Below are 13,513 nucleotides of genomic sequence, written 5' to 3'. Positions count from 1 at the left end.
GGGGATTTCGGCGTGCTTCACACTGTCGCGGCCAACCCTACCCTATGACACCCGGCGCCAGCTATAGGATTTAGCATCAGTCGAAGGCTTGGCGGTCGGCTGGTAGTGCACAGCAATGCCCGGCAGGCGTCCTTCGGACAAACGCTTCAGCGCTGTCGCATTGCTGACAGCGAAGCTTTCGACGCCACAGCGCAGCATCAGCGGGATCTGGTCGATCAGCACGTCGCCGACCGCCCTCACCTCGCCGGTAAAGCCAAGCCGCGCGCGCAGCAGCGACGCATGGCTGAAGGCGCGGCCGTCATTGAACGCCGGGAATGCGACGGCCACCAGCGCAAGGCGATCAAGGTGTGGTGCGAGCTTCGTCACGTCGTCTGCCGGCGCGATGACCACGCCAAGACCGGTTTCGTCGCTGTCTGCAACCTTGGCCAGGAACGCGTCGAGACCGACGATCGCCTTCTCGTTCGAGCCTGCCTTGGTTTCCTCCGTCTCGATGACCCAGGGATCATCGCCCACGAAACCGGTTTCCTTCCAGATTTTCGTCATTTCCGTTCCTCAGCGCCTCAGGCAGCTTCCTGCGCGCTGCCGTAGAGCGCATCCTTGAAGGGTTGGGGGCCGACGCGGCGATAGGCCTCGAGGAAGGTCTCTTGACCGTCGCGGCGCAGTCCCAAGTAGGTGTCGACGATGGTCTCGACGGCGTCGGTCACCTTCTCCGGTTCGAAGCCGCGGCCGATGATCTCGCCGATCGAGGTGTTCTCGTCGCCGGAGCCACCAAGCGTAATCTGATAGAGTTCCGCACCCTTCTTTTCAACGCCAAGCAGCCCGATATGGCCGACATGGTGATGACCGCAGGCATTGATGCAGCCGGAGATCTTGATCTTCAACTCACCGATCTCGGCCTGACGCTCGGGCGAACCGAAGCGGGTCGAAATTTCCTGCGCCACGGGGATGGAGCGCGCATTGGCAAGTGCGCAGTAGTCCAGCCCAGGACAGGCGATGATATCCGTGATCAGGCCGGCATTGGCAGTGGCAAGACCTGAGGCGACCAGCGCGCGGTAGACCGGCTCGAGATCGGCCAGCGCCACATGCGGCAGGATCAGGTTCTGTTCGTGGCTGACTCGGATTTCGTCGAAGGCGTATTCCTCGGCAATATCGGCAACGGCATCCATCTGCGCGTCGCTGGCGTCGCCCGGAATGCCGCCGATCGGCTTCAGCGAGATCGTCACCATGCCGTAGTCCGGGTGCTTGTGCGGTTGCACATTCTGCTGCACCCAACGGGCAAACTCGGGATCGGTCTTCTTCCAGCGCGCCAGGCTCTCCCAGCCTTCAGCACGGTTTTCGAGGGCCGGTGGTGCGAAATAGGTGGAGATCGCCTGGATGTCGGTCTCCGGCAGCTTCAGTTCTGTGTCCTTGAGGGCCGCGAACTCGACTTCGACCTGACGCGACAATTCTTCGGCGCCGGTCTCGTGTACGAGGATCTTGATGCGGGCCTTGTACTTGTTGTCGCGGCGGCCGTGCAGGTTGTACACGCGCATGATCGCCGTCGTGTAGGACAGCAGGTCCTCCTCCGGCAGGAAGTCGCGAATTTTCTTGGCGATCATCGGCGTGCGGCCCTGACCACCGCCGACATAGACGGCAAAGCCGATGCGGCCGTTTTCGTCCTTTTTCAGGTGCAGACCGATATCATGGACCTGGATTGCGGCGCGGTCGCGCTCAGCACCCGTGACGGCGATCTTGAACTTGCGCGGCAGGAACGAGAATTCCGGATGTACGCTCGACCACTGTCTCAAGATCTCGGCGTAAGGCCTTGGGTCTGCGACCTCATCGGCGGCCGCGCCGGCAAAGTGATCGGCGGTCACATTGCGAATGCAGTTGCCCGAGGTCTGGAGCGCATGCATCTCGACGCTTGCGAGCTCTTGCAGGATATCCGGCGTGTCGGACAGGCGCGGCCAGTTGTACTGGATGTTCTGGCGCGTGGTGAAATGGCCGTAGCCGCGGTCATATTTGCGCGCGATATGGGCGAGCATGCGCATCTGGCGGCTCGACAGCGTGCCATAGGGAATGGCGACGCGCAGCATATAGGCGTGAAGCTGCAGGTAGACGCCGTTCATCAGGCGCAGCGGCTTGAAGGCGTCTTCGGCAAGCTCGCCACTCAGTCGCCGCTCGACCTGATCGCGGAACTGTTCGACGCGGGAGGAAACGAAGGCGTGGTCGAATTCATCGTAACGGTACATCGGGTATCGGTTCCTCAGGCAGCGTGTTTCGGGCCGGAAAGGCCATTGTAGCCGGCAGCGTAGGGGATCGAGGGGCCTTCAGCGCGGATGCGCTCGCGCATGCGCAGCGGGCGAAGTGTGCCGTTGATCTCTTCGACGTCGACGACGTTGGCATCGACGACCTTGTTGTCATCGAACGCCTGCTTACCGGTGGCTTCGAGCGCCGTCACGGCCTCGGCGTGGCGAGCGATGAAGGCATCCTGAAGCTGCTCGACCCAGTTGCCCGCGGCATCCAGCCAGACGGAAATGCCGTCCGAAAGTCGATTTGCCGTCAAAACCTTGCTCACCATGACCTCTTCCTCAGTTCAAAATCTGTTCGTCGCGCCCGAAAGCGGCTTCAATGTTTTTCTTCTCGCCACGCGCCTTGCCTGCGACGAGCGGTTCGGACCGCTCGAAATTGGCGCCGGCGACGGCATCGCCGATGATGACCATGACCGGACCTGCAAGCTCGCTGCGGTTTTCAAGATCCGGAAGGTCCTTCAGCGTGCCGTGCAGCAGGCGCCGATCGGCGCGGCTGGCATTCTCGATGACGGCAACCGTCGTTTCCGGCGGAAGACCTGCCTGCATCAGACGACCGGCGACCGACGCCGCAACAGTGCGCCCCATGTAGACGGCGATCGTTGCGCCCGAGACGGCAAGCCGCGCCCAATCGGGCAGGACTTCGCCGGTCAGATCGTGGCCGGTCGTAAAGACCAGCGAGGAGGCAACACCGCGAAGCGTCAGCGGCAGTTCAAAATCGGCCGCCGCGGCGAAGGCCGAAGTGATACCCGGGACGATCTCGTAGCTGATACCGGCTTCGCGCATCGCCGCCATCTCTTCGCCGGCGCGGCCATAAACCAAAGGATCGCCGGACTTCAGACGGACGACGCGCTTGCCTTCGGCAGCCAGCGTCACCAGCAGCTGGTTGATCTCGTCTTGGGACTTGGTGTGGCAGCCCTTGCGCTTGCCGACCGACAGGCGCTCGGCGTCACGACGACCCATATCGACGATCGTCTGCGGCACCAGCGCATCATAAACGATCGCATCGGCTTCCATCATCACGCGCTGGGCGCGGAGCGTCAGCAGGTCTTCAGCGCCTGGACCGGCACCGACGAGCCAGACATGGCCCCCCGCCTTCTCGGTCGCATCGAGCAGACGCGAAGCCTCACGACGGGCAGCGGCCAGATCGCCGCCGGCGACCTTGTCTGCCACCGGCCCCTGGAAAAACCGACGCCAGAACATGCGGCGGGCAACGCCGCGCGGCACCAGGCGATCGACGGCCTCGCGATAGCTCGCGGCAAGCGAAGCAACGACGCCGAGCGAGGGGGGCAGCAGCTGATCTATCTGCGCACGGATCATCTGCGCCAGAACGGGTCCTGCCCCTTCGGTCCCGATGGCGACTGCAACGGGGGCACGGTTCACGAGCGCCGGCGTGAAGAAGTCGCAGAAGTCGGGTTGGTCGACGGCATTTGCCGGGATCTTGCGTTCACGCGCTGCAAGGACGATGCGCTGATCCTCGACGGCATTGCCGGTCGCGGCAAAAACGAGAATGGCGCCGTCGAGCTGCTCGGGTGCGAAGGCGGCCGCGACATGTTCGATCCCACGGTCACGAAGGTATTGTGCGAACTCCGCTTCCGGCGCGTCGGCGAAGACGACGATCGACGCTTCGGTGTTCAGCAGCAGCCGCACCTTGGCAAAGGCTTCGTCGCCATTGCCGAAAACCGCCACGCGCTTTTGCGCGACGCGAAAGAATGCGGGGAAAACGGCGAGCTGCTGCGACATGGTCTGGCGGTCGTTCCTTCTACAGGCTGCGGCGAATATCCCTTATGGCGCACGACAATTGAAGGAACAGAAATTTCAATGCCTTTCCAGGCACGTATTGTTTTGCTCGGCGGTGCACCATTTTGAGCAAATATCTCCGAGCCTGTTCAATCGCCGACCTTGGCGCGGCCATTGCGCCGCATGGGTAACCTCCGTTAAATGCCGTCAACGACCTGCCGGAGGCCCAAGACATGACAAAACCCGAACTCGCCGAACGGCTTTTGACCGTCATCGAGCAGGATATCCTGCCGCTTACCGAAAAGGGTGTTGCCGCCGGCAACAAGGTCTTCGGCGCAGCGATCCTGCGCAAGTCCGATCTGTCGCTGGTGCTTGCCGAAACCAACAACGAGACGGAAAATCCGCTCTGGCACGGCGAAGTGCACACGCTGAAGCGTTTCTACGAGATGGCGGAGAAACCGGACACGCGCGACCTCATCTTCCTCTCGACGCACGAGCCCTGCTCCATGTGCCTTTCTGCCATCACCTGGGCCGGCTTCGACAATTTCTACTATTTCTTCAGCCACGAGGATTCGCGCGACGCGTTCGCGATCCCGCACGACCTCAAAATTCTGAAGGAGGTCTTCCGGCTGGAACCGGGTGGCTACGCGCAAGACAACGCCTTCTGGCACTCGGCCTCGATTGCTGCACTCTCGAAAGACGCCGATGCCGAAACCCGCGATCGGCTTTCCGCCCAGGATGCCCGCATCCGCGCCCGCTACCAGAGCCTTTCCGACAGCTACCAGTCGGGTAAGGACGACAACGCCATTCCGCTGAACTGAGATCCATGGAACCTTCACGCGACATAACGCGCCTGCTCGACATCATGGCGGCGCTCCGCCAGCCCGAGACCGGCTGCCCCTGGGACATCGTCCAGACCTTCGAGACCATCAAGCCCTATACGATCGAAGAGGCCTATGAGGTTGCCGACGCCATTGAGCGCGGTGACATGCACGACCTCTGCGACGAGCTCGGCGACCTGCTGCTGCAGGTGGTCTTCCACGCCCGTATGGCCGAAGAGGCCGGCGACTTCGCTTTCGGCGACGTCGTTGAGGCGGTGACCCGCAAGATGATCCGCCGGCACCCGCATGTCTTTGCCCGATCCGACGCCGATACGCCCGAGGCGGTGAAGCTACAATGGGATGAGATCAAGCAGGCCGAAAAGGCAGAGCGGCAAGAAAAGCGCGCCAAGCGCGGCCTCGCGCCTGATGCAGCCGCAAACCATTTGGGCTCGGTGCAGCGCTCATTTCCGGCGCTCGTAGAAGCCCTGAAGCTGCAGGAGCGCGCCGCAAAAGTCGGCTTCGACTGGTCGGAGCCGGAACCGATCCTCGACAAGATCGAGGAGGAAATCGGCGAGTTGCGCCAGGCTCTGCGAGAAAAGGACCGCGCCAAAGTCAGCGACGAACTGGGCGACCTGATCTTTGCCGTGGTGAACATCGGGCGCCATGTCGGCACCGATCCGGAGATGGCGCTTCGCGGCACCAACACCAAATTCCGCCGCCGCTTCGCCCATATCGAGCGGGAACTCGGCGCGGCCGGCGAGACGCTGGATGAGGCAACGCTGGAGCGGATGGAAGAGCTCTGGCAGGCAGCCAAGGCGATCGAGCGACAGCTGGGCTAGAACGAGCGGGACGCGTGCCCGCCATACGTCCCCTTTCCCAAAGCTGAGGCCGACAGCCCGCTAGCCGCCGACCCCTGGAAAGCTACGGCTTACCAGTCTTCCTCGACGGGCTTCGGCCCGTTTCCAAGGCGACGCTCCAGCTCGGAGGCCTCGTTCTCGGTCAACCTGAGATCAAGGCTCACACGCCCGTCTTCCAGGTCTTCGCGACCGTCGACGATCGCGTGCTGGTAGACCCAGGGCAGAAGCTGCAGCTGATCGATGCCGAGAACGACAGTGCATTCCGTCAGGACGCCGGAAAGACGACGGCCGATTTCGCCGAGCAGTTCGTCGACGCCGTCACCGGTGATCGCGGAAACGGCAACCGTGTTGTTGGACGTCGCCGCTTTGCCGCGCAATGCCTCGCGTGATTCGTCATCCAACCGGTCGATCTTGTTCCAGACCTCGATCAGGCGCTCGGAGGCTTCCTTCTCGTCGATGCCGAGATCGGACAGGATTCTGAGAACGTCGCTTGCTTGTGCCTGGTTGTCCGGGTCCGAGAGGTCGCGGACATGCAGGATCAGATCCGCCTCCAGCACCTCTTCCAGCGTCGCGCGAAACGCGGCTACGAGATGGGTCGGCAGGTCGGAAATGAAGCCGACAGTGTCGGAGAGGATGACCATCCGGCCATGCGGCAGCTTCAGCCGCCGAAGCGTCGGGTCGAGCGTCGCAAACAGCATATCCTCGGCCAGAACGCCTGCCCCGGTCATGCGGTTGAACAGCGTCGACTTGCCGGCATTGGTGTAGCCGACGAGGGCGACGATCGGGTGCGGTACCTTCTTGCGCTTAGAGCGATGCAACTGCCGTGTGCGGCGCACCTGCTCCAACTCGCGCTCGAGCTTGACGATGCGATCCTGCAGCAAGCGCCGGTCCGCTTCGATCTGGGTTTCACCCGGACCGCCCATGAAGCCGCCACCGCCGCGCTGGCGCTCAAGGTGGGTCCAGCTTCGGACCAGGCGGCCCTTCTGATAGTTGAGATGCGCGAGATCGACCTGCAGCGTGCCTTCCTTGGTGGAGGCGCGGCGGCCGAAGATTTCGAGAATGAGGCCCGTACGGTCAATGACCTTGGCGTTCCATTCCTTCTCGAGATTGCGCTGTTGCACCGGCGTCAGCGGATGGTCGACGATGACAAGACCGGCATCGAGCTCGACGAGGATGTGGCCAATCTCTTCGATCTTGCCGGTACCAAGCAAGGTGCCCGGCTTCGGCTGCGCCACCGGAACGATGGCGCCATGCACGACCTCCAGATCGATCGCGATGGCGAGACCGGTCGCCTCTTCGAGGCGACTTTCGTCCGAGCGCGTCGTGGTGGTCGAGAGCATATCTGCGGACTGCCGTCCGGTCTTTTTCAAGACTGGAACGATGACGACCGCGCGCATGTCGTCGCGGAGCTTCTCGAGCTCCGGAATGATCGACGACAATTTTGAATCACGTTTGGTAATGTGCCTAACGTCCCGTCAGGATGCGGCTTCTTCGTTCTCGAACATCTGCAGCGGCTGGCCGGGCATGATGGTCGAGATCGCGTGCTTGTAGACCAGTTGCGAGTGGCCGTCGCGACGCAGCAGGACGCAGAAGTTGTCGAACGAGGTCACAACGCCGGTAAGCTTGACGCCGTTGATGAGAAAAATTGTCAAGGAAATCTTTTGCTTGCGGACCGTATTGAGAAAGAGATCCTGCAAGTTTTGAGAACGTTCCGCCATCGCGCCGCTTCTTTCTTATTTGCCGGCGTTTTGCGCCGGTGCATTTTTGTCAAATTCAGCAATCAGAGGCGCCACAAGTACCTTCCCCGACACCTCTTCAGAGTTGGTATCAAATCAATGTCTTTTCCGCAACGCCGAAAAAGGCTTCGCGAATATTCTGTGCTATGCTTCCTGGATGGCCGTTGCCGATCGGCTTGCCGTCGATCGAAACGACCGGAAAACAGATGCTGGTGGCGGCCGTAATAAAGACTTCGCGCGCCGCGAGCATCTCATCGACCGAGAACGCCCTCTCCTCGATTTTAAGCCCAAGCGGCACCGCCACATCCATCAAGGTGGTGCGGGTGATTCCCTTGAGGATGCCGTGTTCTGCCGGTCGTGTGCGCAGGTTTCCGTCGCGGTCGACAATCCAGACATTGGTCGCTGCGCCTTCCTTCACCGTGCCGTCAGCATCGACGAAGATCGCCTCCTGTGCGCCTTCCTCCTTGGCTTTCTGGCGCGCCAGCACGTTGGGCAGAAGCCCGACCGACTTGATGTCGACACGATCCCAACGGTTTTCCGGCACCGTGATCGCCGCAATGCCATGGGTCGCCTTCCTGGCAATGGCTGCAGCGTCGGTGCGCTTCGCCGTCACCACGATCGACGGGCGTGTTTCCGCTACGGGAAAGACGTGATCGCGGCGCGCCACGCCGCGCGTGACCTGCATGTAGAACAGGCCGTTTCTCACCCGGTTGCGCCGGATGACTTCGCGGATCACGTGGACGAGCGCGGCCCTTGTCATCGGCCAGTCGATGCGCAGTTCGCTGAGCGAGCGGCCGAGGCGATCGAGATGACGGGTGAGATCGACGATATAGCCGTGACGCACCTCGCAGACCTCGTAGACGCCGTCCGCAAACTGATAGCCGCGGTCCTCGATATGGACGCCGGCGTCCGCGTGCGGCACGTAGGCGCCGTTGACATAGGCAATTCGGGACATCGTCTCGACCTTAGAAATACTGGATGCTGACGCGGAACAATTGCTCGACATGGCGCACCGCATCGGCGGTGGCAAAGAGCACGACGCGGTCCTTCGCCTTGATCCGGGTGGCGCCATCAGGGCGGATGAACGTCTTGTCGCGATAGAGCGCGCCGATGCGGATTCCGTCGGGAAGTTCGAGGTCGCGCAGGGCCTTGCCGACGAGCGGCGACGTTTCCAGAGCCTCGGCCTCGATCACCTCGGCCATGCCCTTCTGCACCGCATAGACCGAGCGGATGCGGCCCTTGCGGACATGCTGCAGCACGCGCGAAATGGTCACCGCGCGCGGGTTCACATAGGCGTCGACGCCGGCAGTCGCGGCAAAATCCTGGTAGGACGGTTCGTTGATGAGGACGAGTGTGGACTTTGCACCCAGGTGTTTCGCCATCATACTGCCGAGGATGTTGATCTGGTCGTTGTTCGTGAGCGCCACGACGAGATCGGCGTCCTGGACATCGGCCTGCGCGAGGATCCGCTGGTCCATGGCCGACCCGTTGAGGACGACCGTGCTGCTCAACTTGTCGGCCATCATCACCGCGCGGTCGCGATCGCTCTCGATCAGCTTCACCCGCGTGCGCGGCTGGTGTTCCTCGATCGTCTTGGCGACGAAATAGCCGACATTGCCGCCGCCGAAAATGATGATGCGCCGCGCCTCCTGCTCTTCGTGGCCGAAGAGCGTCAGCGTGCGCCGCGCATGATCCCGATCGCAAACGACATAGGCGATATCGCCCGCCTGCAACTGGTCGTCGGAATGGGGCACGATCACCTTGCCGTTGCGGAAAATGCCGGTGACGGTCGCAAGCAGGTCAGGAAACAGTTCGCTCAACTGTTGCAGCGGCGTGCCGACGACGGGACAGTCTTCCAGGCACTCGAAGGCGACCATGGCGATGCGGTCATCGGCGAAACGCACGACGTCGATCGCGCCGGGAAAGGAAATGCGCCGCAGCACGAGCCGCCCGACCTCGACTTCGGGCGAGATGGTGACGTCGATCGGCACGTTCTCGCGCGAAAACAGGTTCGCATACTCAGGCGCGAGATAGCTCTGCGCCCGAATGCGCGCAACCTTCGTCGGCACGTTGAAGATCGCGTGCGCCACTTCACAGGCGACGATGTTGACTTCGTCGGACAGCGTGACCGCAATCAGCATGTCGGCCTGGTCAGCACCCGCCTTGGCGAGCACATCCGGATGCGCGCCATGGCCGACGTAACCGCGCACGTCGAGGCTCTCGGTGATGTTGGCGATCAGCGCCGCCGACGTATCGATCACCGAAACGTCGTTGTCTTCCTGCGCCAGTCGCTCGGCAATGCCGTAGCCGACCTGCCCCGCGCCACAAATGACTACCTTCATGTCGTTCTTTCACATGCGAGCGCGGGCGGGTTGGCCAGAAATTCCGGTTCAGACGCCCAGCGACTTCAGCTTCCGATGCAGCGCCGACCGCTCCATACCGACAAACTCCGCCGTGCGCGAAATATTGCCGCCGAATCGGTTGATCTGCGCGATCAGATAATCACGTTCGAACATTTCGCGAGCCTCGCGCAACGGCAAGGTCATGATGTGCTGGTCGCCCTGGGCCGAAATCTTCGGCAGGGTGTCACCCACTTCGGTTGGGAGCATGTCGGCCGAGATCGGCGTATCCGGACCGTCGCTGCGGGCAAGGATCATCAGCCGCTCGATGTTGTTGCGAAGCTGGCGGATGTTGCCCGGCCAGTCATGCGCCTGCAGCACCGCCAGCGCGTCGTCGCCAATCTTGCGCGGACGGATGCCCGCCTGCTCGCTGACCTGGCGCATGAACATGTCGACGAGGAACGGAATGTCTTCACGCCGCTCGGCCAGTGCCGGAACACGAACCGGAATGACTGCCAGCCGGTGGAACAGGTCTTCGCGGAAGAGCCCCTCGGAGATCATGTTTTCGAGATTGTAGGCCGTCGACGAGATGATCCGGACGTCGACCTTCACGCGTTTGGTGCCGCCGACACGCTCGAACTGCTGGTCGACGAGCACGCGCAGGATCTTGTTCTGCGTCTCGCGCGGCATTTCGCCGATCTCGTCGAGATAAAGGATGCCGCCATGGGCTTCCTCGAGCGCGCCCGTGCGGCGCGGCTGGCCCGGCGTGCCCTCGGTCCCGAAGAGCGCGATTTCCATTCGGTCCGGCGTGATAGCCGCTGCGTTCAGCGCCACGAAGGGGCCCGTCGATCGCGCCGACTTGCGGTGGATCATACGCGCGACCAGTTCCTTACCGGAACCAGAGGGCCCCTGGATCATGATGCGGCTGTTGGTCGGCGCGACCTTTTCGACCGTCTGGCGAAGCTGCGAGACGGCAACGGACGTGCCGATCAGCTCGACCGGATCGCCGGACTTCTTCTTCAGCTCCGAGACTTCGCGCCTGAGCTTGGAATTTTCCAGCGCCCGTTCGGCGATCAGGATCAGACGGTCAGCCTTGAAGGGCTTCTCGATGAAATCATAGGCGCCGCGCTTGATGGCGTTGACCGCGGTCTCGATGTTGCCGTGACCGGAAATCATGACAACCGGAAGATCCGGGTGCCGCCCCTTGATCTCGTCGAGCAGCGCCAGGCCGTCGAGGCGGCTTCCCTGCATCCAGATGTCGAGGAAGACCAGCCGCGGCACGCGATCGCTGATCGCCGCCAGCGCGCTGTCGCTGTCGAAGGCGGTGCGCGTTTCGTGCCCCTCGTCGGACAGGATACCCGACACGATCTCGCGGATATCTTCCTCATCGTCCACAACCAGAATATCAGCGGCCATCGCTCGCACCCTTATCCTTCAAACTCTCTTCGCCCCCGGTTTCTCCGGCAGGCGGCAGGATCACGCGGATCATCGCCCCGACACCGCCGTCGTATTCGGCAGGCGCGTCGTGCAATTCCAATTGTCCGCCATGGTCCTCAATGATCTTCTTGACGATGGCGAGACCCAGGCCCGTGCCCTTCTCGCGCATCGTCATGTATGGCTCCAGAATACGGTGCCGGTTTTCCGTGGGCAGGCCCTTGCCGTTGTCGATGATGTCGACGACAAACTGGCCGGTCGCCGCATCGGTTCGCGCACGCGCCACGACGACAGACTGGCCGCGGACCGCATCCGCCGGCACCGCCTCGATGGATTCCACGGCATTCTTGACGATGTTGCCGAAGGCCTGACCGAGCATGCGCCCGTCGAACGAGCCCTCAAGCGGCTCCTCGCCGAGATCGCGCACGAAGTTGATGTGGTTGTTGCCCATTTCGCGCAGGAACACTGCATCCTTCAGGATCGCGCGAAGATCCGCCCGTTCCTTTGTCGGCTTCGGCATGCGCGCGAAGGCCGAGAACTCGTCCACCATGCGTCCGATGTCTTCCACCTGGCGCACAATGGTGTCCGTGCACTGGTCGAAAACGGCTTTGTCGTCCTGATTGATCTGTTTGCCGTAGCGCCGCTTCAGGCGCTCGGCGGAAAGCTGGATCGGCGTCAGCGGGTTCTTGATCTCGTGGGCGATGCGGCGCGCCACGTCCGCCCAGGCGGTCGAGCGCTGGGCGATGACGAGATCGGTGATGTCGTCGATGGTGATGACGTAGGATTCGTTCGCCTCGCCGCCCTCTTCGCGCGTCACCTGAACGTTCAGCGTGCGCTCGGTTCCGCCGCGCATAACGTTGATCTGCTTGCGGTAATCGTTGCGATGGCGCCCTTCGGCCTCGACCAGGACCTCCTCGATCTCGGGCGCGATCTGCCTGAGATCGGCACCGAGAAGATCCGGCGCGGCCTTCTTCAGGAAATCTTCGGACGACGGATTGGCAATGGTGATCTGGCGGTCACGACCGACACCGATGACAGCCGCGGTCACGCCCGACAGAACCGCCTCGATGAAGCGGCGGCGGTGGTCGACTTCGTCCTTGGCCTCCAGGATCTGCTCCTGCTGGCTGCGGATCTCAGAAACCATCTTGTTGAAGGTTCGTGACAGATTACCGACGTCGCCATCGACGGCGCGCACCGGCACGACGACATCGAGATTGCCGGAAGCGACGCTGTCGGCGGCACCGATCAGCTGGCGGATGGGCCGGACAATCCGGTCAGCGACGGCGATCGCGGTCCAGATCGCGGCCAGCAGTACGATGAGGGCAAAGCCGAGATAGAGGACGCCGAAGGCGATCTGGGTGAAGGTTCGCCCGGCCTCGAGCATCTTGTACTCGGCGGTGTTCTCCTCCATCAGCCGGAGCGAGCGCATCACCTCCGGATCGACGTTGCGAACCGTGTAGAGGAAGGTGCCCGGGATGTCGTCAAGCGGGATGACTGCGCCGACAAGGTTGGTGATCCCCGGCGGGATCAGGGTCGGCTGGCCGGAGACGGAACTCTTCAACGCATCCGGCGGGATCGCCGGCAGCGGCCGATCGGTCGAGATGTTGGCCTGCACGATGGGGCTGCCGTCGGCACGCACAAGAAAGGCGCCCAGCATACCGCGTCCGCGCGCCTGGCGGGTCATCAGCTCGGCAAAGCCCGTGCGGTCGAGGCTGTAGAGCTGACGGTTGCGCTCGAGGTCGTTCGCCATCGACACGGTCTGGCCCTGGAGATAGCTGGCATTCTCGAGCACATAGGCCTGCGCCACGTTGATCGAGGAGCGGACGATCGCCTGGGTTCGGAGCGAAAACCAGCGGTCAAGGCCGACATCGAGCGTGATGCTGGCAAAGATCGCGACGAGAACCGCCGGCGTGATCGCCACGATTGAAAACAGCGCGACGATGCGCACGTGCAGTCGCGCTGCGGCACGGCCTTTGTGGCGGGCGCGCAGGAGACGCAGGATTTCACGGGCGATCAGATAGATGAGGCCGACGACGAAGAGGCTGTTGATCGCCGCACAGGCGATGACGATATTTCGTTCGAGCTTGATTGGCGTCAGGCCGAGAAGCACGAGCAGGGAAACGGTCGCACAGATCAGCGCGCCGGTTGCCAACATCAGGCCCGGCAGGGCAAAGGAGCCACGGCGATCCTGCGCCGCCAGTCCCTCATCTGTGCCCAGCGGCAAGGCCATTGCGTCCACCATGAAAAGCGTTCCCCCAACCGTCGCCGGCCGGCGACGGCATCTCTTGCTTGCATTCT

Annotated in this window: 12 protein-coding genes; 2 read left to right on the top strand and 10 right to left on the bottom strand. The window is 62.6% G+C overall.

Features of this window, described 5'->3' with window-relative positions:
* Positions 1–42: 42 nt before the first annotated feature.
* Genes IB279_RS07955 through cysG form a run of 4 tightly spaced genes read right to left on the bottom strand, consistent with a single transcriptional unit; the run spans position 43 to position 4,031 of the window.
* Complete coding sequence (locus tag IB279_RS07955) at positions 43–543, bottom strand: DUF934 domain-containing protein (RefSeq protein ID WP_034795725.1); 501 nt, start codon at positions 541–543, stop codon at positions 43–45.
* Positions 544–560: 17 nt separating this feature from the next.
* Complete coding sequence (locus tag IB279_RS07950; protein ID WP_034795728.1) at positions 561–2,231, bottom strand: nitrite/sulfite reductase; 1,671 nt, start codon at positions 2,229–2,231, stop codon at positions 561–563.
* A gap of 14 nt (positions 2,232–2,245) precedes the next feature.
* Positions 2,246–2,560, bottom strand: coding sequence for a DUF2849 domain-containing protein (locus IB279_RS07945; protein ID WP_034795732.1), 315 nt, complete (start codon positions 2,558–2,560; stop codon positions 2,246–2,248).
* A gap of 10 nt (positions 2,561–2,570) precedes the next feature.
* Positions 2,571–4,031 (bottom strand): siroheme synthase CysG, encoded by a 1,461-nt coding sequence (gene cysG, locus IB279_RS07940; protein WP_113187826.1) that lies wholly within the window; start codon positions 4,029–4,031, stop codon positions 2,571–2,573.
* A gap of 230 nt (positions 4,032–4,261) precedes the next feature.
* Between cysG and IB279_RS07935 the strand changes: the two genes are divergently transcribed.
* Both IB279_RS07935 and mazG read left to right on the top strand, forming a co-directional pair.
* The gene (locus IB279_RS07935) at positions 4,262–4,849 is read left to right on the top strand and encodes a deaminase (protein ID WP_034795738.1); all 588 of its coding nucleotides are present in this window, start codon (positions 4,262–4,264) and stop codon (positions 4,847–4,849) included.
* A gap of 5 nt (positions 4,850–4,854) precedes the next feature.
* Positions 4,855–5,688 (top strand): nucleoside triphosphate pyrophosphohydrolase, encoded by an 834-nt coding sequence (gene mazG / locus IB279_RS07930; protein ID WP_034795753.1) that lies wholly within the window; start codon positions 4,855–4,857, stop codon positions 5,686–5,688.
* A gap of 89 nt (positions 5,689–5,777) precedes the next feature.
* On the opposite strand, the gene hflX is transcribed toward mazG, so the two are convergent.
* The 6 genes from hflX to IB279_RS07900 all read right to left on the bottom strand — a co-directional run bounded on the left by hflX (position 5,778) and on the right by IB279_RS07900 (position 13,457).
* Positions 5,778–7,103 carry a GTPase HflX gene (hflX, locus tag IB279_RS07925; RefSeq protein WP_113187854.1) on the bottom strand — a complete coding sequence of 442 codons (1,326 nt, stop codon included), beginning with the start codon at positions 7,101–7,103 and terminating at the stop codon, positions 5,778–5,780.
* Positions 7,104–7,181: 78 nt separating this feature from the next.
* Positions 7,182–7,424 (bottom strand): RNA chaperone Hfq, encoded by a 243-nt coding sequence (hfq, locus tag IB279_RS07920; RefSeq protein ID WP_003535434.1) that lies wholly within the window; start codon positions 7,422–7,424, stop codon positions 7,182–7,184.
* 109 nt (positions 7,425–7,533) lie between these two features.
* Positions 7,534–8,397 carry a D-amino-acid transaminase gene (locus IB279_RS07915; protein ID WP_060607423.1) on the bottom strand — a complete coding sequence of 288 codons (864 nt, stop codon included), beginning with the start codon at positions 8,395–8,397 and terminating at the stop codon, positions 7,534–7,536.
* A gap of 10 nt (positions 8,398–8,407) precedes the next feature.
* Positions 8,408–9,784: a Trk system potassium transporter TrkA gene (gene trkA / locus IB279_RS07910; protein WP_034795767.1), complete on the bottom strand. Its 1,377-nt coding sequence runs from the start codon at positions 9,782–9,784 to the stop codon at positions 8,408–8,410.
* Positions 9,785–9,832: 48 nt separating this feature from the next.
* Positions 9,833–11,197 (bottom strand): two-component system response regulator NtrX, encoded by a 1,365-nt coding sequence (ntrX, locus tag IB279_RS07905; protein WP_113187827.1) that lies wholly within the window; start codon positions 11,195–11,197, stop codon positions 9,833–9,835.
* Positions 11,187–13,457, bottom strand: coding sequence for a PAS domain-containing sensor histidine kinase (locus tag IB279_RS07900; RefSeq protein WP_113187828.1), 2,271 nt, complete (start codon positions 13,455–13,457; stop codon positions 11,187–11,189). Before IB279_RS07900 ends, ntrX begins: the two co-directional genes overlap by 11 nt.
* Between the last annotated feature and the right edge of the window lie 56 nt (positions 13,458–13,513).

This window comes from Ensifer sp. ENS06, assembly GCF_014852205.1.
Taxonomy (GTDB): Bacteria; Pseudomonadota; Alphaproteobacteria; order Rhizobiales; family Rhizobiaceae; genus Ensifer; species Ensifer adhaerens.
This window is presented reverse-complemented; position numbering and strand designations above follow the sequence as displayed.

Excerpts from the sequence above, each read along its gene's own strand:
- cysG (WP_113187826.1), bottom strand. The coding sequence starts at position 4,031 with ATGTCGCAGCAGCTCGCCGTTTTCCCCGCATTCTTTCGCGTCGCGCAA.
- ntrX (WP_113187827.1), bottom strand. The coding sequence starts at position 11,197 with ATGGCCGCTGATATTCTGGTTGTGGACGATGAGGAAGATATCCGCGAG.
- IB279_RS07955 (WP_034795725.1), bottom strand. The coding sequence starts at position 543 with ATGACGAAAATCTGGAAGGAAACCGGTTTCGTGGGCGATGATCCCTGG.
- hflX (WP_113187854.1), bottom strand. The coding sequence starts at position 7,103 with ATGCGCGCGGTCGTCATCGTTCCAGTCTTGAAAAAGACCGGACGGCAG.
- IB279_RS07935 (WP_034795738.1), top strand. The coding sequence starts at position 4,262 with ATGACAAAACCCGAACTCGCCGAACGGCTTTTGACCGTCATCGAGCAG.
- mazG (WP_034795753.1), top strand. The coding sequence starts at position 4,855 with ATGGAACCTTCACGCGACATAACGCGCCTGCTCGACATCATGGCGGCG.
- IB279_RS07915 (WP_060607423.1), bottom strand. The coding sequence starts at position 8,397 with ATGTCCCGAATTGCCTATGTCAACGGCGCCTACGTGCCGCACGCGGAC.
- hfq (WP_003535434.1), bottom strand. The coding sequence starts at position 7,424 with ATGGCGGAACGTTCTCAAAACTTGCAGGATCTCTTTCTCAATACGGTC.
- trkA (WP_034795767.1), bottom strand. The coding sequence starts at position 9,784 with ATGAAGGTAGTCATTTGTGGCGCGGGGCAGGTCGGCTACGGCATTGCC.
- IB279_RS07945 (WP_034795732.1), bottom strand. The coding sequence starts at position 2,560 with ATGGTGAGCAAGGTTTTGACGGCAAATCGACTTTCGGACGGCATTTCC.
- IB279_RS07900 (WP_113187828.1), bottom strand. The coding sequence starts at position 13,457 with ATGGTGGACGCAATGGCCTTGCCGCTGGGCACAGATGAGGGACTGGCG.
- IB279_RS07950 (WP_034795728.1), bottom strand. The coding sequence starts at position 2,231 with ATGTACCGTTACGATGAATTCGACCACGCCTTCGTTTCCTCCCGCGTC.